Raw genomic sequence first — 21,355 nt, 5'->3', positions numbered from 1 at the left:
CCCGAACGGCCGCCCACCCCACGGGGGGCCAGGCCGGCCGTGCGTCCCGTCACGGACCGGCCACCCCCATCCATCACCTGGAGCCCTTCGGACATGCGTGCCTTCGCGATCGCCGTTGGAGTCGCCCTCGTCGGGGCGATGGCCTTCACCGTCCTTTCGTTCGTCGCCGCGCCCACACCCGCGCCCGTGGCGGCCGCGCCGTTCCGTGAGACGCCGCAGGAGCGGCTCAGACGCCTGCCGAAGGACCACCGAGCCTGGGCCGAGCTCGGCATCCAGTACGTGGACCAGGCCGGGATCACCGGCGACCCCTCCTACTACGCCAAGGCCGAGGGCGCGCTCGCCACGGCCGCGAAGCTGAGCCCGCGCGACGACGCCGTCCTCACCGGGCAGGCGACACTGGCGGCCGGACGCCACGCGTTCGCCGAAGCGGCCGAACTGGCCGAGCGCGCCCTCGACGCCAACCCGTACGGCGCCGCCGCCTACGGTGTGCTGGCCGACGCACGCACCCAGCTCGGCGACCTGCCCGCGGCCCAGCGGGCCGTGGACCGGATGACCGAGCTGCGCCCCGGCGTCGCCGCCTTCTCCCGCGCCTCGTACGCGGCCGAGCTGCGCGGCGACACGGACGAGGCACGCCGTTACCTGGAGTACGCCCACGCCGACGCCTGGACACCCGCCGACCTCGCCTACACCCGCCACTACCTGGGCGAGCTGGCCCTGCGCTCCGGCGACCCGGCCACGGCCGCCGACCGGTACGCCGAGGCCCTGCGGGCATATCCGGCCTACACGCCCGCCCTCGCCGGCCAGGCCAGGGCCGCGGCGCTCAGCGGCCGCCTTCCCGAGGCGCTCGCCCTCTACGAGACCGTCGTCGAACGGCTCCCGCTCCCGCAGTACCTCATCGAACAGGGCGAGACCCGTCTCAAGGCGGGCCTGAACGCCGACTGGACGCTCCTCAAGGCCCAGCGCCGGCTGTTCGAGGCCGCGGGGGTGCGCGACGACCTGACGTGGGCCGAGTTCGAGGCCGACCACGGCGACCCGGTCCGCGCCGTCGAACACGCCAGGGCCGAGTACGCCCGCAACCCCAACCTCGTCGCCGCCGACGCCCTCGCCTGGGCCCTGTTCAAGGCGGGCAAGCCGGCCGAGGCCCTGCCGTACGCGAAGAAGGCGACCGCGACGGGCTGGCGCAACGCGCTGATCGCCTACCACCGCGCCCGCATCGAGCGGTCACTCGGCCGCCCTGCCCGCATCGACCCGGACTTCGACTCGGCCCTCCCAGCACTCGCGAGGCACTCATGAGACGGTTCCTCCTCCCCGTCGCGGCGGGCCTGCTGCTCGCGTCGGGTTTCCTGCCGAGCGCGGCCCAGGCGCTGACCGTCCCGGCGACCGCCGCGGCCCACCCGCTCGGCACGTTCACCGTCAACCACTACAACGGGCTGCGGATCTCACCGTCAGAGGTGCGCAACCTCGCCGTCGTGGACCTGGCCGAGGTGCCCACCCTGCAGGCCGAGCCCCAGGTGAACGCCACGTACGCGGCCCGCCGCTGCGCCGCCCTGGCCGCCGCCCAGCGGCTCGTCGTGGACGGCCGTACGGTGCCGTGGCGGGTGACGGAGTCGTCGTTCGCGTACGAGCCGGGCGAGGGCGGTCTGCGTACCAGCCGCCTGACCTGCCGGCTCGCCGCCGCGGTCCGCGCCTCGGAGACCGTCGTGTTCACCGACGGGTTCGAGCAGGAACGAATCGGGTGGCGCGAGATCACCGCCGTCGGCGAGGGCGTCCGCCTGAGCTCGTCGGTGCCCGCGACCAGCGTGAGCCGGGAGCTGCGGGCGTACCCGGAGGACCTGCTGGCGGACCCGCTCGACCAGCGCACCGCCACCCTCACTCTCTCCGGCACCGGACTGTCCCCTGAAGCGGCGAGGGGCGGGATCGGGATCGGCGGCCCCGTCGGCGACGCCCTGGCCGCGCTGGACCGGACGTTCACCGGTCTGATCGGCTCGGACCGGCTGACGGCTCCACTGGGCCTGCTGGCGGTCGGCCTGGCGGTGGTGCTCGGCGCCGGCCACGCGCTGATCCCGGGACACGGCAAGACCGTCATGGCCGCGTACCTGGCCGGACGGCGGGGACGACCGCGCGACGCGCTGGTGGTGGGCGCGACGGTGACGGCCACCCACACGGCCGGAGTGCTGGTGGTGGGCTTGCTCCTGTCGGCGTTCACGGCGCTGGCCGGGGAGTCTGTCCTGTCCTGGCTGGGGGTGGCCGGCGGCGTCCTGATCGCCGTCATCGGCCTCCGGCTCCTGCTCACCACCCGCCGCGCCACCGATCACGGGCACGGCCATAGGCACGGGCACGGGCACGGGCACGTCGCGCCCAAGCGGGCCGGACTCATCGGGCTCGGTGTGGCGGGCGGGATCGTGCCGAGCCCGTCGGCGCTGATCGTGCTGCTCGGCGCGATCGCCCTCGGCCGCACGTGGTTCGGGGTGGCGCTGGTCACCGCGTACGGCGTCGGCATGGCCGCCACCCTCACCGTCACCGGCCTGCTCCTGGTCAAGCTGGTGGACCGCCTGGAGCACCGCGCCGCAACCGGCCGGCGCCTGGCCGCCCGGGTCTCGGCCCTGGCCCCGACGGGCACCGCCGCCATGGTCGTCCTCCTCGGCGCCGGCCTCGTCCTCCGCTCGGTGACCGCCCTCTAGCCTCGGACGCTCGACCGAGCATCCGAGGTCAGGGCAGCTCCACTGACCCTGGACCGGTTGTCCCGAGCACCCTATAGTCATGTCCATGAGTACTCATATCGATGACCATCGCTAGGCGATGGCTCTCAAGCACGCGGTGCTGGCGGCGCTGCTCGGCGGCGAATACAGCGGCTACCAGCTGACCAAGATCTTCGATGTCGGCGTCTCGAACTTCTGGTACGCCGCCCCCCAGCAGCTCTACGCCGAGCTGACCCGCCTGGAGGCCGACGGCCTGATCACGGGGCGGGAGGTCGTCCAGAAAGGGCGGCCCAACAAGCGGGTGTTCACGGTCACCGACGCCGGGCTCGGCGAGCTGACCGCCTTCGCGGCGGCCCCGGCGAAGCCCCTGCTCATCCGCGACGACCTGGTGGTGAAGGTGCACGCCGTGGACCGGCTCGACCCCGCTCCCGTGATCGCCCAGCTCCGCGAGCGGGCGCGGGAGGCGGCCGCCAAGCTCGACCTCTTCGGGCAGATCCTCGCCCGCCTGCGCGGCGACCTGGACGAGGAGACATTCCTGCGCGAGGGCGAGCACGTCGGCCCCTACCTGTCCTGCCTGGCGGGATGCCGGCTGGAGCGCGAGACGCACGACTGGTGCCTCCAGACCGCGCGGACGCTGACCGAGCGCGCGGCCCGTACCGAAGGAAGGACGTCATGACCCCCTACACGCGGTATGTCGCGCTCGGCGACAGCCAGACGGAGGGCCTGGGCGACGGCGACGACACCGTCGGTCACCGCGGCTGGGCCGACCGCCTCGCCGAGCGGCTCGCCGTCGCCGAGCCCGGCCTGCGCTACGCCAACCTCGCGGTCCGCGGGACGCTGGCGCGCCAGATCAGGGACGAGCAGCTGTCCGTCGCGCTGCAGCTGCGCCCCGACCTGGCCACGGTCATGGCCGGGATGAACGACCTCACCCGCCCCCGCTTCGACGCCGCGCGGGTGGCGGAGGCGATCGAGGACATGTACGCGGCGCTGACGGCCGCGGGCGCCCACGTGATCGGTGTGACATTTCCTGACATCGGGCGGATCATGCCGCTGGCCCGTCCACTCGCCCCGCGCGTGCTCGACCTCAACGCCCGCATCCGCGCCGCCGCCGCCCGCCACGGGGTCACGGTGGTGGACACGTACCCGATGGAGGTCTTCACGGACGCCCGCATGTGGAGCCCCGACCGCCTGCACGCCTGCCCGGAAGGCCACGCCCGCTTCGCCGCCGCCGTGGCGTGCGCCCTCGGCCTGCCCGACGACTCCTGGACGCGCCCGCTGCCGCCCCTGCCCCCGCCGGCCGGCTGGCGGACGGCGGCGGCCGAGCTGCGGTGGATCGCGACGTTCCTCGGCCCGTGGATCGGCCGCCGGCTGCTCGGACGCTCGTCCAGCGACGGCCGCACCGCCAAGCGCCCCGCGCTCACCCCGTGGGCTCAGTCGACCTCGGGTATGTCCGGATCGTCGTAGTCGGCGTCGCCGTCCTCGACCCGCCGCGCCTTGATGTCCTCGACCCACCCGCGGGCGAACCGCCGGATCTCCCCGATCCGTTCCTCGTCCACCCCGTACGTCTCGTCGGGCACCGTGTCGAGGAACTCCAGCCGCGCCAGCAGCTCGGAGGCCGAGAAGTCGTCGTCGTGCAGTTGGGCGAGCCGTTCGAGGTCACGGTGGGAGAAGCGGGCGGCGAGCGCGGCGACGTCGGCGAAGTCGGCGACCAGGCCCTGCTCGTGGAAGGCGCGGGTGACGAGGCCGGCGGCGTCTTCGGCTGCGAGCACCGGCAACCCTGCGCAGGCGACCGGGGGTCGCTGAAGCGCCTCACGCAGGAGGTGGATCGCGCACGTCTCGCGGGTGACGGCGTCCTCGGCCGTGAGGCGGCCGGCACGGGCCGTCACCTCGGCGATCGCCGCCTCCAGGCCCGCCTCCCGCAGCGCGCCGGCGACGTCCTCCGCGACATCGGGCAGCGGCGTCTCCCCCGCCGTCGCGAAGACGAGGTCGTCGCCCATCCGATCGGTGAGACCGTGCGCCCGCAGCGCGTGAACGCCCGCGAGCGCCAGACCGTAACGCTCACCGACGGCGGACACGGCCGCCACCAGGCGCCGCTGGAAAGGAGGAAAGGCCAGTCCTTCGTGGAGCGGAGGAAGCGCCATGGGTCACGTCTGCCGACGGGTGCGGCGGGTGGAGGGGAGGTCGTGGCGGCCGGACAGGAACTCCTGGAACGTGATCTTGACCCTGATCACCGGACGGCGCCACCGGTCCTCCCGGTGGATGGCCCGGGCCATCTTCCGCGGCGACCGCCTGGCGAAGAACCAGCGCGCCCACGGGGAGCCCGGCCGCGCCAGCCGGAAGGCGCCGACCACGAGCATCGGCGGCACGAACAGCCCCGCCATCCCCGTCCAGATCTTGCCCTTGAGCAGCGTGACGACGGCGAGCAGCAGGTTGCCCACGATGAGCGCGGCGGGCGCGAGCGGGGTGCCGTAGTCCCAGGTGAGCGGACGCAGACCGATGAGCAGCAGGCCGGTGACGGCGACCGCGATGAACACCGCGTCGACCGACGTGCGCCCCTCCTCCTCCCAGTAGACGTCGTGCAGGTGCAGGATCAGCGCGAACTCGTCGAGCACGAGCGCGGACCCCACCCCGAACACCGACGCCGCGACGGCCGTGCCGATCTGCGAGCCCGGCGGGACGACGAGCATGGTGACGCCGCCGACCAGCATCAGCACCACGCCGAACACCACGTGGTGGATGTGCATCTCGCCCACGTTGATGTTGCGGAACCAGCCGATCTTGGCCCGGATCAGCCGGACGTTGATGCGGGTGGCGATGAACGCCGCGATGAGCATGACGAAGAAACAGAACAGCGGCAGCCGTCCTGTGGCGATGATGTTCTGCTGGAACCAGTTCCCCATGACTCTGGCTTCGATGGTACGAGCCGTACACCCCTGATCTGCGTCATGTGAGGAACGCCCGAAGCAGCGCGGCGGTGCCCTCCAGGTGTTCCGCGACCGCCCGCCGGGCCGCGTCGGGGTCGCCGGCCAGGATGGCCTCGGCGATGGCGCGGTGCTGCAGCGCGGAGTGCTCCAGGTTGACGTGCAGCATCGGGATGGCGTTCAGCAGGTCGCTGACCCGCGAACGGGCGTCCGCGCAGGTGGTGGCGAGCCGGGTCGAGCCGGTCAGCTCCGCGATGGACAGGTGGAAGGCCGTGTCGAGGCGGCGGTAGTCCTCCAGGCCGGCCTCGTTGAGGTCGGAGAGCCGGCGCAGCAGCAGGTCACGCTGCTCGCCGGTGAGCTCGGTGGTGGCCAGCACCTGCGCCGCGCCGCTCTCCACGGCCAGCCGGAAGGTGAGCGCGTCCGACAGCTCGGCCCTGCCCATCTCCTTGACGGCCTGGCGCAGGTCGCCGGGGTCGGGCTCGGACGGCTCGTACGTGACGAACGCGCCGCCGTAACGGCCGCGGCGCACGTCGAGATGGCCCGCCTCGGACAACGCCCTGATGGCCTCGCGCAACGTCACCCGGCTGATGCCGAGCCGGGCGGCCAGCTCGCGCTCGGGAGGGAGTTTGCCGCCCTTCGCGACCACGCCGAGTTTGATCGCCTGGAGCAGCCGCTCCACGGTCTCCTCGAAGGCGTTGCCCGCCCTCACCGGGCGCAACACCGTCATCAATCGCGCCGACTCGTCCAACGTGTCCTCAGGCCTTGACAAGCGATCCCGACATACTGATCAATGGTCTGAGACTAGCCCAATCAACGGGAAAGCGCGTCAGGCCAGATCGGAGCGGCGTAGCGTGAGCGATCCAGCGACCACGGGGTTCCTGTCCGTCCACGAGCTGCGCGACGAGGTGGCCATCGGGCGCATCGACACCGTGCTGCTCGCGATCGCCGACATGCAGGGCAGGCTGCAGGGCAAGCGGCTGTCCGCCCGCTACTTCCTCGACGAGGTGCTGCAGCACGGCTCCGAAGGATGCAACTACCTGCTCGCGGTCGACGTCGACATGAACACCGTGCCCGGCTACGCGATGTCGTCCTGGGAGCGCGGGTACGGCGACTTCGTGATGAAGCCCGACCTCGCCACGCTGCGCCGGGTGCCCTGGCACGAGGGCACCGCGCTGGTGATGGCCGACCTGGCCTGGCAGGACGGCTCCGACGTGGCGGCCTCGCCGCGCCAGATCCTGCGCGGGCAGCTCGACCGGCTGGCCGAGCGGGGCCTTGCCGCCTACGTCGGCACCGAGCTGGAGTTCGTGGTCTACGACGACAGCTACGAGCAGGCGTGGCGGCGCGCGTACCGCGACCTGACGCCGGCGAACCTGTACAACGTCGACTACTCGCTGCTCGGCACCGGCCGCATCGAGCCGCTGCTGCGCCGGATCCGGCGCGAGATGGAGGGCGCGGGCCTGTACGTCGAGTCGGCGAAGGGCGAGTGCAACCTCGGCCAGCACGAGATCGCCTTCCGCTTCTGCGAGGCGCTGCGCACGTGCGACAACCACGTGGTCTACAAGACCGGAGCCAAGGAGATCGCCGCCCAGGAGGGCCGGTCGATCACGTTCATGGCCAAGCCCAACGACCGCGAGGGCAACTCCTGCCACATCCACGTCTCGCTGCGCGCCCGCGACGGCAACCCGGTGATGGCGGGGGAAGGGCCGTACGGGCTCTCGCCGCTCGGCGCCCGCTTCGTCGCCGGTCAACTCGCCTGCCTGCGCGAGCTGACTCTCCTGTACGCCCCCAACATCAACTCCTACAAGCGGTACGTCCCCGGCAGCTTCGCCCCCACGGCCGTCAAGTGGGGGGTCGACAACCGGACCTGCGCGCTGCGGCTCGTGGGCCACGGCGCCTCGCTGCGCGTGGAGAACCGCGTGCCGGGCGGCGACGTCAACCCGTACCTCGCGGTGGCGGCGCTGGTGGCGGCGGGGCTGCACGGCATCGACGCCGAGCTGCCGCTGGAGGCCCCTTACGAGGGCAACGCCTACACCTCCGGCGCCGAGACCGTGCCGCACACGCTGCGCGACGCGCTGGCGCTGTTCGAGGGGTCGAAGCTGGCCAGGGAGGCGTTCGGCGACGAGGTGGTGGCGCACTACGCCAACAACGCGCGGGTGGAGCTGGCCGCGTTCGACGCGGCGGTGACGGACTGGGAGCTGTTCCGTGGTTTCGAACGGATGTGAAGATGCAGATCGTTGATCCGGCGACCGAGGCGGTCGTCGCCGACGTCGAGATGGCCGACGCGGCCGAGGTCGACCGGGCGGTGGAGCGTGCCAGGAGGGCCTATGCCGCCTGGCGCGAGGTCTCCCCCGGCGACCGGGCGCGGCTGCTGAGGCGCTTCGCCGACCTGGTGGGTGAGCACGGCGAGGAGCTGGCGCGGCTGGAGCTGGCCAACGCCGGTCACCCGATCTCCAGTGCCCGCTGGGAGGCCGGCACCGTCCGCGACGTGCTGCACTTCTACGCCGGCGCGCCCGAGCGCAACCACGGCAGACAGATCCCGGTGCCGGGCGGCGTGGACGTCACGTTCCAGGAGCCGCTGGGCGTCGTCGGGGTCATCGTGCCGTGGAACTTCCCGATGCTGATCATGTCGTGGGGCGTGGCGCCCGCGCTGGCGGCCGGCAACACGGTGATCGTCAAGCCGGCCGAGTGGACCCCGCTGACCGCGCTGCGGGTGGCCGAGCTGGCGCTCGCCGCGGGGCTGCCCGAAGGGGTGCTCCAGGTGCTGCCCGGCGAGGGGGAGGTCGCGGGGGCCCGCCTGGTCGAGCATCCGGACGTCGCCAAGATCGTGTTCACCGGCTCGACCGAGGTGGGCAAGGAGATCGCCGCCAAGGCGGGGGCGCAGGTCAAGCGGCTCACGCTGGAGCTGGGCGGCAAGTCCGCAAATATCATCTTCGCGGACGCGGACCTGGAAAAAGCGGCTAAAACCGCGCCTTATGCGGTTTTCGACAACGCAGGCCAGGACTGCTGCGCCCGCTCCCGCCTCCTCGTCCAGTCCTCGGTGTACGACGCGTTCATGGAGCTCCTGGCCGAGGCCGTCCGCGGGGTGAAGGTCGGCGACCCGCTCGACGAAACCACCGAGATGGGCCCGCTGATCAGCGCCGAGCACCTGGAGCGCGTCCGCGGCTTCGTGGACGGCACCCCGTACCTGCAGGGCTCGTGCCCGCAGGGCAAGGGCTACTGGTTCCCGCCGACCGTGCTGACCCCCGAGGTCACCGACCGGGCCTTCACCGAGGAGATCTTCGGCCCGGTCGTGTCGGTGGCGCGCTTCGAGGACGAGGCGGAGGCCGTACGCGTCGCCAACGACACCCCGTACGGGCTGAGCGGCTCCATCTGGACCCGCGACGTCGGGCGGGCGCTCCGCGTGGCCAGGGCCGTCGAGTCGGGCGCCCTGTCGGTGAACTCCCACTCCTCGGTCCGCTACTGGACCCCGTTCGGCGGCTTCAAGCAGTCGGGCCTCGGCAGGGAACTCGGCCCGGACGCCCTGGCGGCGTTCACCGAGACCAAGAACGTCTTCATTTCCCAGGAGTAGACATATGCGGCGGTTGCAGGATCGCGTGGCGGTCATCACGGGGGCGGGCAGCGGGATCGGGCTGGCCACGGCCAGGCGGTTCGCCGACGAGGGCGCGAAGGTGGTCTGCGCGGACATCGACGAGGACGCGGGCGCCAAGGCCGCGAACGACGTCGGCGGCCTGTTCGTCAAGGCCGACGTGACCGTGGAGGACGACGTCGTCAGGATGTTCGCCACCGCCCACGAGACCTACGGCAGCGTGGACATCGCCTTCAACAACGCCGGCATCTCCCCGCCCGACGACGACTCGATCCTGGAGACCGGTCTCGACGCCTGGCGCCGCGTCCAGGAGGTGAACCTGACCAGCGTCTACCTGTGCTGCAAGCACGCGATCCCGTACATGCGGCGCCAGGGCAAGGGCTCGATCATCAACACCGCGTCGTTCGTCGCGGTCATGGGGTCGGCGACCTCGCAGATCTCCTACACCGCCGCCAAGGGCGGCGTGCTGGCGATGTCGCGCGAGCTGGGCGTGCAGTTCGCCCGCGAGGGCATCCGGGTGAACGCCCTGTGCCCCGGCCCGGTGAACACGCCGCTGCTGCGGGAGCTGTTCGCCAAGGACCCGGAGCGGGCGCAGCGACGCCTGGTGCACGTGCCGGTCGGGCGTTTCGCCGAGGCGTCGGAGATCGCGGCGGCGGTGGCGTTCCTGGCCAGCGACGACGCCTCGTTCATCACGGCCAGCGAGTTCCTGGTGGACGGCGGCATCTCCGGCGCCTACGTCACTCCGCTGTAGGAGGATCCATGCGTCCCGTCATCGGCATCACCACGTACGTCGAGCCGGCCACGTTCACGGTCTGGCAGGACATGACCGTCGCGCTCCTGCCGTACATGTACGTGGAGGCGGTCGTCCGCGCCGGCGGGCAGCCCGTGCTGCTGCCGCCGGCCGGCGCGCCGGTCTCGGCGTTGCGCGGGCTCGACGGGCTGGTGCTGGCCGGCGGCGGTGACATCGACGCGGCCCGCTACGGCGAGCCGGCGCACGAGCGCACCGGATACGTCCGCGAGTTCCGCGACGAGGCCGAGTTCGCGCTGCTCGCGGCGGCCCTCGACCGGGGCCTGCCGTACCTGGGGGTCTGCCGCGGGATGCAGGTGCTCAACGTCGCGCTCGGCGGGAGCCTGCACCAGCACCTGCCCGACGTGGTGGGGCACGCGGGCCACTCCCCCGCCCCCGGGCGGTTCGGGCACCTGCCGGTCACGGCCGTGCCGGGCACCCGGCTGGCCAAGATCCTCGGCGAGCAGCCGGTGACCGTCCCGCACTACCACCACCAGGCCGTCGCCCGTCTCGCGCCGGGCCTCACGGCCACCGCCACGGCCGAGGACGGCACGGTCGAGGCCGTGGAGCTGGACACGCCGGGGTTCGTCCTGGCGGTGCAGTGGCACCCGGAGGCGGGCGAGGACGACGCGCTGTTCGAGGCGCTCGTGCGGGCCTGCTGAGGCGACCGGTGCGTCACGCCCGAATCCACCCGGACGCGACAAGACCCCCGTCACGGCACTAGGCTGACGGACATCACCGGCAAAACCGCGCGGGAGAGCACCCTGACAGCCGGTCAGTGGTCCCTGAAGGAGCAAGCCCTCCCCGCGAACCTCTCAAGGCAAAGGACCGCGCGGACTCGGACAGGAAACCCGGCTCAAGCGGACAGCCGCCCACCGTCGTGCGGCTGCTGACCTGGCCGGAGCTCCCGTCCGGAGGTGACCTCTGGAAAGCAGGCCCGTCTGGGTCTCGCCGAAGGTGAAAGTCCGGCAAAACTCGGGCGAAGCTCTCAGGCATCCATGACAGAGGGGGAGGATGCTGGCATCCGATCCTGTCCTGAGGTGCGACAAATGTCCCGACCTACGCCGCTACGAGACGTCCACGAGAGCCTCGGCGCCACACTCACCGACTTCGCCGGGTGGCTCATGCCGCTGCGGTACGGCAGCGAGGCCGCCGAGCACAGGGCCGTACGCGAAGCGGCCGGGCTGTTCGACCTGTCCCACATGGGCGAGATCTTCCTGACCGGGCCGCAGGCCGGCGAGGCGCTCGACTTCGCGCTGGTCGGCCACCTGTCGGCGCTGACGCCCGGCAGGGCCCGCTACACCATGATCGTCAACGAGCGCGGCGGGGTGCTGGACGACCTCATCGTCTACCGGCTCGGGGACGAGGAGTTCATGGTCGTCGCGAACGCCTCGAACTACGAAAAAGTTGGAAATGAGCTCAAAACTCGTGCGAAGGCGTACGACGCGGTGGTCGAGGATCGCTCCGACCAGTACGCGCTGATCGCCGTCCAGGGACCCCGTTCCCAGGAGATCCTCGCCACGCTCACCGACGCCGACCTCGGCGGGCTCAAGTACTACGCGGGCCTGCCCGGCCTCGTGGACGGCCGCCGGGCGCTCATCGCCCGCACCGGCTACACCGGCGAGGACGGGTTCGAGCTCTTCGTCGCCAATCAGGACGCCGTGCCGCTCTGGCACGCGATCACCGCGGCCGGCGAGCCGTACGGGCTCAAGCCCGCCGGCCTGTCCAGCCGCGACACCCTCAGGCTCGAAGCCGGCATGCCGCTGTACGGCAACGAGCTGAGCGCCGAGCTCACTCCGTTCGACGCGGGGCTGGGCCGGGTGGTGAAATTCGACAAGCCGGGCGACTTCGTCGGCAGGTCGGCGCTGGAGGCGGTCAAGGACGACACGCCGAAGCGCCGCCTCGTCGGGCTGGTCGCCCGGGGCCGCCGGGTGCCGCGTCACGGCTACCCGGTCACCAAGGACGGCGCCGTCGTCGGCGAGGTCACGAGCGGTGCGCCCTCCCAGTCCCTGGGAAAGCCCATTGCGATGGCCTATGTCGACACCGGCGCCGACTCAGGCCTGGCTGTGGACATCCGGGGCAGCCACGAACCCGTGGACCTGATCGAGCTGCCCTTTTACAGGAGGAACAAGTGAGCAACATCCCTGACGACCTGAGCTACACCAAGGAACACGAGTGGGTCTCCGGTATCGACGACGGACTCACCGTGACCGTGGGCATCACGGCGTTCGCCGCCGACTCCCTTGGTGACGTCGTCTACGTGCAGCTCCCCGACGTCGGCACGAACGTCGAGCATGGTGACTCCATCGGCGAGGTGGAGTCCACCAAGTCGGTGAACGAGATCTACACGCCGGTGGGCGGCGAGGTCGTCGAGGTGAACCAGGCTGTCGTCGACGACCCCAGCCTGGTCAACAGCGACCCGTACGGCGAGGGCTGGATGTTCCGGGTGCGCATGGAAGGCGAGCCCGAGGACCTTCTGTCGCCGCAGGAGTACACCGCACTCACCTCAGGCGAATCCTGACCATTTTGTAGCCGGGGCCCCGACCGGGCCCCGGCCCGCACACGAAGGGCGCATCAATGGCGATCAGCGTCTTCGATCTGTTCAAGGTCGGCATCGGCCCGTCGAGCTCGCACACCGGCGGCCCGATGGCCGCGGCGCACAAGTTCGCCCGCGGCCTGCACCACGATGGCCTGCTCGACCAGGTCGCCCGCGTCGAGGCCATCCTGTACGGCTCACTCGGCCTGACCGGCAAGGGCCACGGCAGCGACAAGGCCGTCCTGCTGGGCCTGTCAGGCGAGAAGCCGGAGCTCGTGGACGTCGACACCGTCGACGCCCGCATCGCCGCCATGCGCGAATCGGGCACCGTCCAGCTGTACGGCACCCACGAGATCCCCTTCGCCGTCGGCGAGGACCTCGTCTTCGAACGGAAGATCTCGCTGCCCGAGCACCCCAACGGCATGCGCTTCACCGCGTACGACCAGGCGGGCGGCAAGCTGCGGGAGAAGGTGTACTTCTCGGTCGGCGGCGGCTTCGTCGTGGACGAGAACGCCACCGGCGCCGACCGCATCAAGCCCGACGACACCGTCCTGCCCCACCCCTTCACCACCGGCGAGGAGCTGCTCAAGCTCTGCTCCAGCACGGGCCTGTCGATCTCCGGCCTCATGCTGGAGAACGAGAAGGCGTTCGGCCGCACCGAGGAGGAGATCCGCGCGGGCCTGCTGCGCCTGTGGCAGGTCATGTCGGAGTGCGTGGCCCGCGGCATCTCCAAGGAGGGCGTCCTGCCGGGTGGCCTGAAGGTCAGGCGGCGCGCCAACCAGCTCTACCGCCGCCTGCAGGCCGAGCCGGCCGAGAAGGACCCGCTGCAGGCGATGGACTGGGTGGCGCTGTTCGCTCTGGCGGTCAACGAGGAGAACGCCGCCGGTGGCCGCATCGTCACCGCGCCGACCAACGGCGCCGCCGGCATCATCCCGGCCGTCCTGACGTACTACAACCGTTTCGTCCCCCACGCCGACGACGAGGGCGTGATCCGCTTCCTGCTCACGGCGGGCGCCATCGGCGTGCTGTTCAAGGAGAACGCCTCCATCTCCGGCGCCGAGGTCGGCTGCCAGGGCGAAGTGGGCTCGGCCTGCTCGATGGCCTCGGCCGGCCTCACCGAGGTCCTCGGAGGCACCCCGGAGCAGGTGGAGAACGCCGCCGAGATCGGCATCGAGCACAACCTCGGCCTGACCTGCGACCCGATCGGCGGCCTCGTGCAGATCCCGTGCATCGAGCGGAACGCGGTGGCCTCCAACAAGGCCATCACGGCGGCCCGCATCGCGCTGCGCGGCGACGGCCGCCACTACGTGGCCCTCGACAAGGCCATCAAGACCATGCGCGACACCGGCCGCGACATGCTCGACAAGTACAAGGAGACCTCACGCGGCGGCCTGGCCGTCAACGTGATCGAGTGCTGACTAACGACGCACGTGCAGGCGGACGACGGACGGTGTTTCGTCGTCCCTGACCTCACGGCGGATGCGGCCGACGATGTCCTGGTCGAGCTTGCTCACCACGGACCCCACGTCGGCCGCCGACGGGCACGTCACGCTGACGCGCAGGCCGTCCGCGGCGACCCGGACGCCGGCCCGGCCGAGGCCCTCCACGCCCTTGAGACCGACGAAGAGCATGGCGGTGCCGGTGCCGTTGTGCGCGCCGCGCCGGCCCCAGCCGAGGGCGAGCAGCAGCCAGCGCAGCGCGACCAGGGCCAGCAGGAGCAGCGCGAGGGCGAGCATCCACAACGGCCACGGCTCCTCGGCCAGTGTCCGGTGGAACTGGGCGGGCAGCACCTTGGCGTTCGGGGGCAGGTCGAAGAGGCGGTCCTGGCCGCGTAGCCACGCGTACGCGCCGAGACCCAGCAGCGTCGCGCCGACGATCGCCAGGCCGATGCGGTTGCCTGCGTACTGACGCATCACATGCCCTTCCTGCGCAGGCGGACGACGACCTCGCCGGTGCCGAGGGTGCCGACGCCGGCCAGGCGATCGCCCACGGCGGTGCCGACCTGCCGGAGCATCGAGCCCGGCGTCTCCTCACCGGTCATGACGGTGACCTCGATGGTGCGGCGGCGCAGGCGTACCCGGGCCTTGTCCACGCCCGCCACCTGCTGGGCGGCGGCACGCAGCGTGCGGCGCAGACCCGGGCGGGTGATGCCGATGACGATCAGCGGGTCGGACGTCTCCACCGGCACCAGCCTGGAGCGGCCCGGCACGACCGCGAGCAGCAGCATCAGCGTGCCGAGCCCGGCCAGGACGAGGGCCGCGGCCTCCGCCTCCGGCCACGTCGTCCTGCCGGCCAGCTCGACCAGCTCGTTCACCGGGACCCAGCCGAGCGGGGCGCCGAGCAGCCCCGAGACGATCTCCGCTGTGGTCGCCCCCAGCCCGCCGACCAGGGCGAGCGCGACGGTGACCCCCGGAACGGTACGCGCGGGCCTGAGCACCTTCCTCGCCCGGCGCAGGCCGGTGTTCCGCGGGGCGGCTGCGACACCGGGCAGTATCTGCTGAAGCGTGGTCATCACAACGACAGACGTACACGGGTGGCGCCGGGCCAGAACCGCGCCCTCGCCGCCCGTTTGCCCGATCATTACGGGTTCGGCGGCGAAGCCGAGTTCATTTTCGTGATATGTCGTTACGCTGCATGTATGGATGACCGCCAGCGCTACGACCGCGCCACCGCGGCTCTCGAACCTCCCTTCGCCGCCGTCGACCTGGCGGCCATCCGCGCCAACGCCGCCGACCTCGTACGACGTGCCGCGGGCAAGCCCATCCGGGTGGCGAGCAAGTCCGTGCGCAGCCGTCCGCTGCTGGAGCGCATCCTCGCCATGGACGGCTTCCGCGGCGTCATGGCGTACACGCTGCCCGAGGCGCTCTGGCTGGCCTCCCACGGATTCACCGACATCCTCGTCGCTTACCCCACCGCCGACCGGCACGCGCTGGCCGCTCTCGCCGGGGACGCCCGCGCGGCCCGCGAGATCACCGTCACGATCGACTCGCCCGCCCACCTGGACTTCGCCGAGGCCGCCGTGGCCGGAGTGCCTTCGCGGTCCGAGATCCGGATATGTCTGGACATCGACGCCTCCTATGTCGCCTTCGGCGGCAGGTTCCGGGCCGGCGTGCTGCGCTCCCCCGTCCGCGAACCCGAGGAGGCCGCCGACCTGGCCGCCGCCGTAGCCAAGCGGCCCGGGTTCCGGCTGGCCGGCCTGATGGCGTACGAGGCCCAGATCGCCGGGGTCGGCGACGACCCGCCCGGCCGGACCCTGTACGCCCGCGCCGTCCGGCTCATGCAGGCCCGCTCGGCCAGAGAGCTCGTCCTGCGCCGCGGACGCATCGTGAACGCCGTCCGCCGCGTCGCCGACCTCGAGTTCGTCAACGGCGGCGGCACCGGGTCGGTCGAGCGCACCGTACGCGAGAAGGCCGTCACCGAGGTGGCGGCCGGGTCGGGATTCTTCCACCCGCGCCTGTTCGACTTCTACCGGCGCTTCACCGGCCGCCCCGCCGCGTTGTTCGCCCTGCCGGTCGTACGCCGCCCCGCCCCCGACACCGTGACGGTGCTCGGCGGCGGCTACCCGGCCTCCGGCTCCGCCGGGCCCAGCCGGCTGCCGCAGCCGTACCTGCCGGCCGGCCTGCGATACGCGCCCGACGAAGGCGCGGGCGAGGTGCAGACGCCGCTGATCGGCCAGGCGGCCGAGGACCTGCGGATCGGCGACCGGGTATGGTTCCGGCACGCCAAGGCAGGCGAACTATGTGAACGCTTCGACACCCTCCACCTCATCGACGGCGACACGGTGGTGGCGTCGGTGCCCACCTACCGAGGCGAGGGCCGCACTTTCCTGTAGGCGCACCGGACGAGAGCCCGCCGGATCCCACCGGACACGGGACCGCTCGCGCCGACCGCCAGGCCGATTCAGACCCGGCGGCGACGGCGGCGCCACAGGACGATCGCCGCGCCCACGACCAGCACCGCCCCGACCCCGATCAGCACCGCCCCCAGGTCGGGCCGCTCCTCGTCCCACACCTGCTGAGCGTCGTCGCCGTACTCGACCGGCCGCGGCGTGACCCCCAGCGCATCGCCCACGGACGCCACGAAATGCCCGGCACGGTCTTTGACGTCGGCCACCGTACGCTCGGCGACCCGCTTGGGGCTCACCCGGTCGGCGATGGCGTCGACCGTCCGCGCCAACTCCGCGCGCGTCTGCGCGATCCGCCGCTCCAACTCGTCGGGATCGGTCTCAGCCATGGCTCTCCTCTCGACCGTACGCCTCGCCCGCGCCACGTTCCGTGCGGGCTTCGTCCGTTCTGGTCGTGATCAGTCTGTCAGGTCGGCGCGCTCCACGGCACGGCGGCCAGGCCGGTAAGTTGGGCGGGAGGAACTGCAGGAGGGCCCATTGACCGAAACCAAGCTCGCGCCCGGCGAGGCCGCGCCCGAGTTCACGCTCACCACCGCCGACGGCGGCACCGTCTCCCTTGACGCCTACCGCGGCAAGCGGGTGATCCTCTATTTCTACCCCGCCGCGATGACGCCTGGCTGCACCAAGCAGGCGTGCGACTTCCGCGACAGCCTGAGCGGGCTCACCGCCGAAGGTTTCGCCGTCCTCGGCGTGTCGAAGGACAAACCGGAGAAGCTCGCCAAGTTCGCCGAGCGCGACGCCCTGACCTTCCCGCTGCTGTCCGACCCCGACCTGTCCGTCCACCAGGCCTACGGCGCGTACGGCACCAAGAAGCTGTACGGCAAGGAGGTCGTCGGCGTGATCCGCTCGACCTTCGTCATCGACGGCGACGGCAAGATCGAGCACGCCCTCTACAACGTGAAGGCAACCGGCCACGTAGCCTCACTCAAGAAAAAGCTCGGCCTGTCCTGACCCGAGCAAGGCGTACCGGGTAGGGCCCGCACCGAGCGGGCCCTCTTGGCAGAGGCTCTCCCCGAGGGTCCTCACCACACCTGCGCGCGGGTTACCGACGGGCGATCACCGCCCGCGCACGGCTCTGCCGGAAAGAGGCTCCTCAGGCTCACGCACGATCCCACACCACAACGGTCGTCGCTTCCGGCACTCGGGGCGGCGTCGCAGGGTCGCATCTCCCCCGCCGCCGTCTGTCGTTGGAGTTGCTCCCCTGCGCTATACGGAGCGCTAAACTATGCCAAGCCCGCTTTGGCGGGGACTGCGCGGGCGTGGCGAAATAGGCATACGCGGCAGGTTTAGGTCCTGTTGGTGGAGACACTGTGGGGGTTCGAGTCCCCCCGCCCGCACCCCTTATCACCGGGCCTGGTTCTGTTTCTTCCGGCGAATGTCGCCGTTTGCGCATGGCAGTTCGGGCACAGCAATCTCAGGTTTTCCCTCCGGTTGTCGAGCGGGTCACCGTTGACGTGATCGACCTCCAACGTCAGCGGCCGCCCTTGCCAGGTCTCCCCAACGCCGCACTGCGAGCAGCGCACGGGCACGCCGATCTCTGCCAGCGCGCGCCGCAGCACTGCTCCAGGAGTACGGCCGGAGCCTGGAGGGCGTTCGACGAGGACGCGGGCCGGATCTCTGCGTGGTCGGCTCAGCACCGAGCTGGTGGGCTGGCGGACGAAGTGGGAGGTGTCGATGCCGAAACGCGCGATGCACCGCAGAAGACGCCGCCGGTTCGTCTCACCGATCTCCAGGCCGAGCAGGCGCATCATGGCCGCCACCGATCGCGACCGCGCCGCCGCAGATCTGACCTCGGCCTCGCCGAGTCGAATCCGCTGATAACCGGCGGGCTCCGCGATGCCGTACGCACGCAGCCGGCGGTGGACCTCCGCGCGGGATCGCCCGCTTTCTGGGAGGTCGAGGCGCCGCAGAATCTGCCGCATGCTCTTCGCCCCCTCAGCCGCCTCTTCGAGCGCACGGCGATCGAACTGTGGGTAGGGGGGCGACGGACGCCCCGGCAGATGAGAGAAGTGCGACGTATCGAGGCCGAGTAGTTTGATACGGCGGCTGATGTGCGTGTGGGCCCCGCCGCTGCGTGGGATTTTCAGGTAATCGAGGACGCCGTTGATGCTCGTGGACGCCGCCACCGCCGCGGCGAGAGTCTCGGGCCGGTATTTATGCCGAGGCATCCGCCGGAAGTGACTGGTATCGATTTCCAGCAAGGTGATTTTCCGCCGGAGCGAGGCACGGCGACCGCCCGAGTTGCGCAGCCCCAGCAAGGACGCCACCTCGGTCAGCGACCGGGCTCGACGAACGCATCGGGCCAGCTCTTCAGGCGTGGGCTCGGCATCAGGCATGGCGCCAGACTAGAAAGGCCGACCGACATTTTCGGGAGCCGGATCCGCCTCGCTCAATACCCCCGAAATAACCGGAATTTCGGCAATGTCAGCCCGTCCAGGTGGGGCCCTCGTCGTTGGGGGCTATGGGGGGTGGGGGTTCGAAGCAGACGGCGCTGTTCTCCGTGACGTGGCATCGGTCGCCCGGTGGGGCCAAGGGGTGCTGGCCGGGCACCAGGTAGACGTCGAAGCCGCGGCGTTCGGTGAGGCCGGTGAACGCGCTCACCGTGATGCCGCCGAGCAGCCCGCCGGCCACGAGCCCGAGCACGCCCACGCCGACGACCTGGGTCTTCCTGCGGCGCAGAAAGTCGCGGAAGGCCGATGGAGGCACGGGGTCCGGGGTGGGGGTGGTGGGCGGGATGTAGGCGTAGCCGCGGTCGGCGCCCTCGCCGTACTTCAGGCCGCGGGGTTCGGGGTCCACGCCGGGCTGGTGGAGGCGTCTGGTGGGGGCCGGGTCGCGCGGCGCTTCCTCTTCGCCGCGCGACCCGCCGTCTCGATCATGATCCGCCATCACGATCTCCCTTTACTCGCCCGTGAAGGGCGCTCCCAGAAATAGAGGATGGCAAAACCACCGTAAGCCCTGTGTAAGCGCAGCGCCATGTCAGACCTGGGTCGTACGAGCACTTCACCCTTCAGGTGGACCAATGTGCTGCGGAACGTCCCTATCGTGAGGGTGTGTTCGGCAGGATGCGGGTGTGGTCCAGACGCCACGAGAGGGCGGTGGCGGCCCTCCGGGTGGCTCCTCTGGCGGTGTTGTGCGCCGCCTTGGCGGTGCCGATCGCGACGGCCGACCCGGCCGGGGGCCTGCCCATCAGTGTGGTGGGCTACCTGGCCCTGTCGGCCGCGTTGCTGGCGCCACTGGTGTGGATCGCACGGCCGGTCGCGTCGTTCGCGGTCATCGCGCTGGTCAGCTTCGGGCAGTGGCTGCAGGACCTCGCCGTGCTGCCGGCCAACCTGGCGGTGCTGGTCGCGCTCTGGGCGGTGGCCTACCGGTGCGCGTTCCGCTGGGCGCTCGCGGCGGTGCTGGTGGCGGAGCTGGGCACGTTCCTGGCGCTGGTCAACTGGCATGATCCCACGTTCGGGATGTTCTTCGGCGGCTCGATCTTCGTGGTGACGGTCTGGCTGACCGGCCTGTACGCCGGCACCCGACGGCGCTACCTGGAGGGCCTGGAGGAGCGCGCGGAACGCGCCGAGCGCGAACGCGACCAGCAGGCCAGGATGGCCGCCGCGGCCGAGCGGGCGCGGATCGCCAGGGAGCTGCACGACGTCGTGGCCCACAACGTCAGCGTCATGGTCGTGCAGGCCGACGGCGCCGCGTACGCGCTGGACGGCGACGTGGAGCAGGCCCGCGAGGCCGTCACCACCATCTCCAGGACCGGCCGCGCCGCGCTGGCCGAGATGCGCCGGCTGGTGGGCGTCCTGCGCGAGAACGAGGCCGCGGCCACCGACTACACCCCGCAGCCGGGGCTCGGCCAGCTGGAGGAGCTCGTCCGAGGCTCGGCGGTGCCGGCCCGGCTGAGCGTCGCGGGCGTGCCGGCCGAACTGCCGGAGGGTCAGCAGCTGGCGGTCTACCGCATCGTCCAGGAGGCGCTGACGAACACCCTCAAACATGGCGGCGCGGCGGCCCGGGCGACTGTGGAGCTCGACTACACCGGTCCCGACCTGGTCGTCAAGGTGACGGACGACGGACGGGGCGCGGCGGCCCCGGCGAGCGCCGACGGCCACGGCCTGATCGGCATGCGGGAGCGGGCCGGCATGTACGGCGGGGCGGTGTCGGCGGGTCCCCGGCCGGGCGGCGGCTTCGAGGTGCTGGCGCGGCTGCCCATGGCGAGGGCGGCGTAGTGATCCGGGTGATGCTGGTCGACGACCAGGAGCTGCTGCGGGCCGGGTTCCGCATGGTGCTGGGGGCCCAGCCGGACATCGAGGTGGTCGCGGAGGCCGGCGACGGCGCCGCCGCGCTGGAGGTGCTCAAGACCGCCGAGGTGGACGTCGTGCTCATGGACGTGCGCATGCCGGTCATGGACGGTGTCGAGGCCACCCGGCGCATCGAGGGCCCGAAGGTGCTCATCCTGACCACGTTCGACCTGGACGAGTACGCGTTCGCGGCGGTGAAGGCGGGCGCGGCCGGGTTCCTGCTGAAGGACGTGCCGCCGGGCGACCTGATCGAGGCGATCCGGGTGGTGCACGCGGGCGACGCCGTGGTCGCGCCGACCACGCTGCGGCGGATGCTCGACAGGTTCGCCGCCCAGTTGCCGTCCGGGGAGCCGGTGGCGGCCGGCGAGCTGACGCCGCGCGAGCGGGAGGTGCTGCTCATGGTGGCGCGCGGCCTGTCCAACATGGAGATCGCGGCCCGGCTGGAGGTCGCGGAGGCGACGGTGAAGACGCATCTCGGCCGGGTGCTGGCGAAGCTGGGGCTGCGCGACCGCGCACAGGTGGTGGTGTACGCGTACGAGTCGGGGCTGATCGTGCCGTCGCCTCGGCCGGAAGTCTGACCGGGGTCAGCCGCAGTCGCACTCGAAGTCCCTCCTCAAGGCCCATGAGGAGCGA

The 21,355-nt window shown here is 71.6% G+C and carries 22 protein-coding genes, 1 tRNA gene, 1 pseudogene and 2 riboswitches; of the genes and pseudogenes, 16 read left to right on the top strand and 8 right to left on the bottom strand.

The window, feature by feature from the left end:
• Window positions 1–93: 93 nt before the first annotated feature.
• From ACIBP6_RS37365 to ACIBP6_RS37350, 4 genes are all read left to right on the top strand, one after another.
• Window positions 94–1,293, top strand: coding sequence for a tetratricopeptide repeat protein (locus tag ACIBP6_RS37365; protein ID WP_397058697.1), 1,200 nt, complete (start codon window positions 94–96; stop codon window positions 1,291–1,293).
• A complete protein-coding gene (locus tag ACIBP6_RS37360) occupies window positions 1,290–2,681 on the top strand; it encodes a nickel/cobalt transporter (protein WP_397058696.1) in 1,392 nt (463 codons plus the stop codon). The genes ACIBP6_RS37365 and ACIBP6_RS37360 overlap by 4 nt, the downstream gene beginning before the upstream one ends.
• A 118-nt stretch (window positions 2,682–2,799) precedes the next feature.
• Window positions 2,800–3,375 carry a PadR family transcriptional regulator gene (locus tag ACIBP6_RS37355; RefSeq protein WP_397058694.1) on the top strand — a complete coding sequence of 192 codons (576 nt, stop codon included), beginning with the start codon at window positions 2,800–2,802 and terminating at the stop codon, window positions 3,373–3,375.
• The gene (locus ACIBP6_RS37350; protein WP_397058692.1) at window positions 3,372–4,163 is read left to right on the top strand and encodes an SGNH/GDSL hydrolase family protein; all 792 of its coding nucleotides are present in this window, start codon (window positions 3,372–3,374) and stop codon (window positions 4,161–4,163) included. The genes ACIBP6_RS37355 and ACIBP6_RS37350 overlap by 4 nt, the downstream gene beginning before the upstream one ends.
• Here ACIBP6_RS37350 and ACIBP6_RS37345 read toward each other — a convergent pair.
• Genes ACIBP6_RS37345 through ACIBP6_RS37335 form a run of 3 tightly spaced genes read right to left on the bottom strand, consistent with a single transcriptional unit; the run spans window position 4,130 to window position 6,347 of the window.
• The gene (locus ACIBP6_RS37345) at window positions 4,130–4,840 is read right to left on the bottom strand and encodes a hypothetical protein (protein WP_397058690.1); all 711 of its coding nucleotides are present in this window, start codon (window positions 4,838–4,840) and stop codon (window positions 4,130–4,132) included. The two genes, ACIBP6_RS37350 and ACIBP6_RS37345, sit on opposite strands and share 34 nt — an antisense overlap.
• A 3-nt stretch (window positions 4,841–4,843) precedes the next feature.
• Window positions 4,844–5,599: a hypothetical protein gene (locus ACIBP6_RS37340; RefSeq protein ID WP_132620072.1), complete on the bottom strand. Its 756-nt coding sequence runs from the start codon at window positions 5,597–5,599 to the stop codon at window positions 4,844–4,846.
• A gap of 43 nt (window positions 5,600–5,642) precedes the next feature.
• Entirely contained in the window at window positions 5,643–6,347 is a 705-nt protein-coding gene (locus ACIBP6_RS37335; protein WP_397058688.1) for a FadR/GntR family transcriptional regulator, read from the bottom strand.
• 124 nt (window positions 6,348–6,471) lie between these two features.
• On the opposite strand from ACIBP6_RS37335, the gene ACIBP6_RS37330 reads away from it, so the two are divergent.
• From ACIBP6_RS37330 to ACIBP6_RS37300, 7 genes are all read left to right on the top strand, one after another.
• Entirely contained in the window at window positions 6,472–7,842 is a 1,371-nt protein-coding gene (locus ACIBP6_RS37330; protein ID WP_397058687.1) for a glutamine synthetase family protein, read from the top strand.
• Between the two features lie 2 nt (window positions 7,843–7,844).
• On the top strand, window positions 7,845–9,188 hold the full coding sequence (locus ACIBP6_RS37325; protein ID WP_397058685.1) for an aldehyde dehydrogenase family protein: 1,344 nt from the start codon (window positions 7,845–7,847) through the stop codon (window positions 9,186–9,188).
• A 4-nt stretch (window positions 9,189–9,192) separates the two neighbouring features.
• Window positions 9,193–9,957, top strand: coding sequence for a 3-oxoacyl-ACP reductase (locus tag ACIBP6_RS37320; RefSeq protein ID WP_397058684.1), 765 nt, complete (start codon window positions 9,193–9,195; stop codon window positions 9,955–9,957).
• 8 nt (window positions 9,958–9,965) lie between these two features.
• Window positions 9,966–10,655, top strand: a complete 690-nt coding sequence (locus tag ACIBP6_RS37315; protein WP_397058682.1) for a gamma-glutamyl-gamma-aminobutyrate hydrolase family protein — start codon at window positions 9,966–9,968, stop codon at window positions 10,653–10,655.
• Between the two features lie 80 nt (window positions 10,656–10,735).
• Window positions 10,736–10,834, top strand: a riboswitch (glycine riboswitch).
• 73 nt (window positions 10,835–10,907) lie between these two features.
• Window positions 10,908–11,008, top strand: a riboswitch (glycine riboswitch).
• A 34-nt stretch (window positions 11,009–11,042) separates the two neighbouring features.
• Window positions 11,043–12,128 carry a glycine cleavage system aminomethyltransferase GcvT gene (gene gcvT / locus ACIBP6_RS37310; RefSeq protein ID WP_397058681.1) on the top strand — a complete coding sequence of 362 codons (1,086 nt, stop codon included), beginning with the start codon at window positions 11,043–11,045 and terminating at the stop codon, window positions 12,126–12,128.
• On the top strand, window positions 12,125–12,514 hold the full coding sequence (gene gcvH / locus ACIBP6_RS37305; protein ID WP_132620084.1) for a glycine cleavage system protein GcvH: 390 nt from the start codon (window positions 12,125–12,127) through the stop codon (window positions 12,512–12,514). Before gcvT ends, gcvH begins: the two co-directional genes overlap by 4 nt.
• Window positions 12,515–12,570: 56 nt before the next feature.
• Window positions 12,571–13,947 carry an L-serine ammonia-lyase gene (locus tag ACIBP6_RS37300; RefSeq protein WP_397058679.1) on the top strand — a complete coding sequence of 459 codons (1,377 nt, stop codon included), beginning with the start codon at window positions 12,571–12,573 and terminating at the stop codon, window positions 13,945–13,947.
• On the opposite strand, the gene ACIBP6_RS37295 is transcribed toward ACIBP6_RS37300, so the two are convergent.
• Entirely contained in the window at window positions 13,948–14,442 is a 495-nt protein-coding gene (locus ACIBP6_RS37295) for a hypothetical protein (protein WP_397058678.1), read from the bottom strand.
• The gene (locus tag ACIBP6_RS37290) at window positions 14,442–15,041 is read right to left on the bottom strand and encodes a DUF6286 domain-containing protein (protein ID WP_397058676.1); all 600 of its coding nucleotides are present in this window, start codon (window positions 15,039–15,041) and stop codon (window positions 14,442–14,444) included. The genes ACIBP6_RS37295 and ACIBP6_RS37290 overlap by 1 nt, the downstream gene beginning before the upstream one ends.
• Window positions 15,042–15,167: 126 nt before the next feature.
• Between ACIBP6_RS37290 and ACIBP6_RS37285 the strand changes: the two genes are divergently transcribed.
• Window positions 15,168–16,361 (top strand): amino acid deaminase/aldolase, encoded by a 1,194-nt coding sequence (locus ACIBP6_RS37285; protein WP_397058675.1) that lies wholly within the window; start codon window positions 15,168–15,170, stop codon window positions 16,359–16,361.
• 68 nt (window positions 16,362–16,429) lie between these two features.
• On the opposite strand, the gene ACIBP6_RS37280 is transcribed toward ACIBP6_RS37285, so the two are convergent.
• Window positions 16,430–16,762, bottom strand: coding sequence for a DUF3618 domain-containing protein (locus ACIBP6_RS37280; protein WP_397058673.1), 333 nt, complete (start codon window positions 16,760–16,762; stop codon window positions 16,430–16,432).
• A 148-nt stretch (window positions 16,763–16,910) separates the two neighbouring features.
• Between ACIBP6_RS37280 and bcp the strand changes: the two genes are divergently transcribed.
• Both bcp and ACIBP6_RS37270 read left to right on the top strand, forming a co-directional pair.
• The gene (gene bcp, locus ACIBP6_RS37275) at window positions 16,911–17,384 is read left to right on the top strand and encodes a thioredoxin-dependent thiol peroxidase (protein ID WP_397058672.1); all 474 of its coding nucleotides are present in this window, start codon (window positions 16,911–16,913) and stop codon (window positions 17,382–17,384) included.
• A 302-nt stretch (window positions 17,385–17,686) separates the two neighbouring features.
• Window positions 17,687–17,770 (top strand) — tRNA-Leu (locus ACIBP6_RS37270).
• A 99-nt stretch (window positions 17,771–17,869) separates the two neighbouring features.
• Here ACIBP6_RS37270 and ACIBP6_RS37265 read toward each other — a convergent pair.
• Window positions 17,870–18,181 (bottom strand): annotated as a pseudogene (locus tag ACIBP6_RS37265) (hypothetical protein); the annotation flags it as partial.
• A gap of 676 nt (window positions 18,182–18,857) precedes the next feature.
• The gene (locus ACIBP6_RS37260; protein ID WP_397058670.1) at window positions 18,858–19,319 is read right to left on the bottom strand and encodes a hypothetical protein; all 462 of its coding nucleotides are present in this window, start codon (window positions 19,317–19,319) and stop codon (window positions 18,858–18,860) included.
• Window positions 19,320–19,483: 164 nt separating this feature from the next.
• Between ACIBP6_RS37260 and ACIBP6_RS37255 the strand changes: the two genes are divergently transcribed.
• Both ACIBP6_RS37255 and ACIBP6_RS37250 read left to right on the top strand, forming a co-directional pair.
• The gene (locus ACIBP6_RS37255) at window positions 19,484–20,650 is read left to right on the top strand and encodes a sensor histidine kinase (RefSeq protein ID WP_397058668.1); all 1,167 of its coding nucleotides are present in this window, start codon (window positions 19,484–19,486) and stop codon (window positions 20,648–20,650) included.
• A complete protein-coding gene (locus ACIBP6_RS37250) occupies window positions 20,650–21,300 on the top strand; it encodes a response regulator transcription factor (RefSeq protein WP_397058666.1) in 651 nt (216 codons plus the stop codon). The genes ACIBP6_RS37255 and ACIBP6_RS37250 overlap by 1 nt, the downstream gene beginning before the upstream one ends.
• Window positions 21,301–21,355 lie beyond the last annotated feature (55 nt).

Source organism: Nonomuraea terrae (assembly GCF_044465245.1).
Taxonomy (GTDB): Bacteria; Actinomycetota; Actinomycetes; order Streptosporangiales; family Streptosporangiaceae; genus Nonomuraea; species Nonomuraea terrae.
This window is presented reverse-complemented; position numbering and strand designations above follow the sequence as displayed.

Excerpts from the sequence above, each read along its gene's own strand:
- ACIBP6_RS37315 (WP_397058682.1), top strand. The coding sequence starts at position 9,966 with ATGCGTCCCGTCATCGGCATCACCACGTACGTCGAGCCGGCCACGTTC.
- ACIBP6_RS37355 (WP_397058694.1), top strand. The coding sequence starts at position 2,800 with ATGGCTCTCAAGCACGCGGTGCTGGCGGCGCTGCTCGGCGGCGAATAC.
- ACIBP6_RS37325 (WP_397058685.1), top strand. The coding sequence starts at position 7,845 with ATGCAGATCGTTGATCCGGCGACCGAGGCGGTCGTCGCCGACGTCGAG.
- ACIBP6_RS37365 (WP_397058697.1), top strand. The coding sequence starts at position 94 with ATGCGTGCCTTCGCGATCGCCGTTGGAGTCGCCCTCGTCGGGGCGATG.
- ACIBP6_RS37295 (WP_397058678.1), bottom strand. The coding sequence starts at position 14,442 with ATGCGTCAGTACGCAGGCAACCGCATCGGCCTGGCGATCGTCGGCGCG.
- ACIBP6_RS37335 (WP_397058688.1), bottom strand. The coding sequence starts at position 6,347 with ATGACGGTGTTGCGCCCGGTGAGGGCGGGCAACGCCTTCGAGGAGACC.
- ACIBP6_RS37345 (WP_397058690.1), bottom strand. The coding sequence starts at position 4,840 with ATGGCGCTTCCTCCGCTCCACGAAGGACTGGCCTTTCCTCCTTTCCAG.
- gcvT (WP_397058681.1), top strand. The coding sequence starts at position 11,043 with ATGTCCCGACCTACGCCGCTACGAGACGTCCACGAGAGCCTCGGCGCC.
- ACIBP6_RS37360 (WP_397058696.1), top strand. The coding sequence starts at position 1,290 with ATGAGACGGTTCCTCCTCCCCGTCGCGGCGGGCCTGCTGCTCGCGTCG.
- ACIBP6_RS37300 (WP_397058679.1), top strand. The coding sequence starts at position 12,571 with ATGGCGATCAGCGTCTTCGATCTGTTCAAGGTCGGCATCGGCCCGTCG.
- ACIBP6_RS37285 (WP_397058675.1), top strand. The coding sequence starts at position 15,168 with ATGGATGACCGCCAGCGCTACGACCGCGCCACCGCGGCTCTCGAACCT.
- ACIBP6_RS37340 (WP_132620072.1), bottom strand. The coding sequence starts at position 5,599 with ATGGGGAACTGGTTCCAGCAGAACATCATCGCCACAGGACGGCTGCCG.
- ACIBP6_RS37260 (WP_397058670.1), bottom strand. The coding sequence starts at position 19,319 with ATGGCGGATCATGATCGAGACGGCGGGTCGCGCGGCGAAGAGGAAGCG.
- ACIBP6_RS37280 (WP_397058673.1), bottom strand. The coding sequence starts at position 16,762 with ATGGCTGAGACCGATCCCGACGAGTTGGAGCGGCGGATCGCGCAGACG.
- ACIBP6_RS37290 (WP_397058676.1), bottom strand. The coding sequence starts at position 15,041 with ATGACCACGCTTCAGCAGATACTGCCCGGTGTCGCAGCCGCCCCGCGG.
- ACIBP6_RS37350 (WP_397058692.1), top strand. The coding sequence starts at position 3,372 with ATGACCCCCTACACGCGGTATGTCGCGCTCGGCGACAGCCAGACGGAG.
- ACIBP6_RS37320 (WP_397058684.1), top strand. The coding sequence starts at position 9,193 with ATGCGGCGGTTGCAGGATCGCGTGGCGGTCATCACGGGGGCGGGCAGC.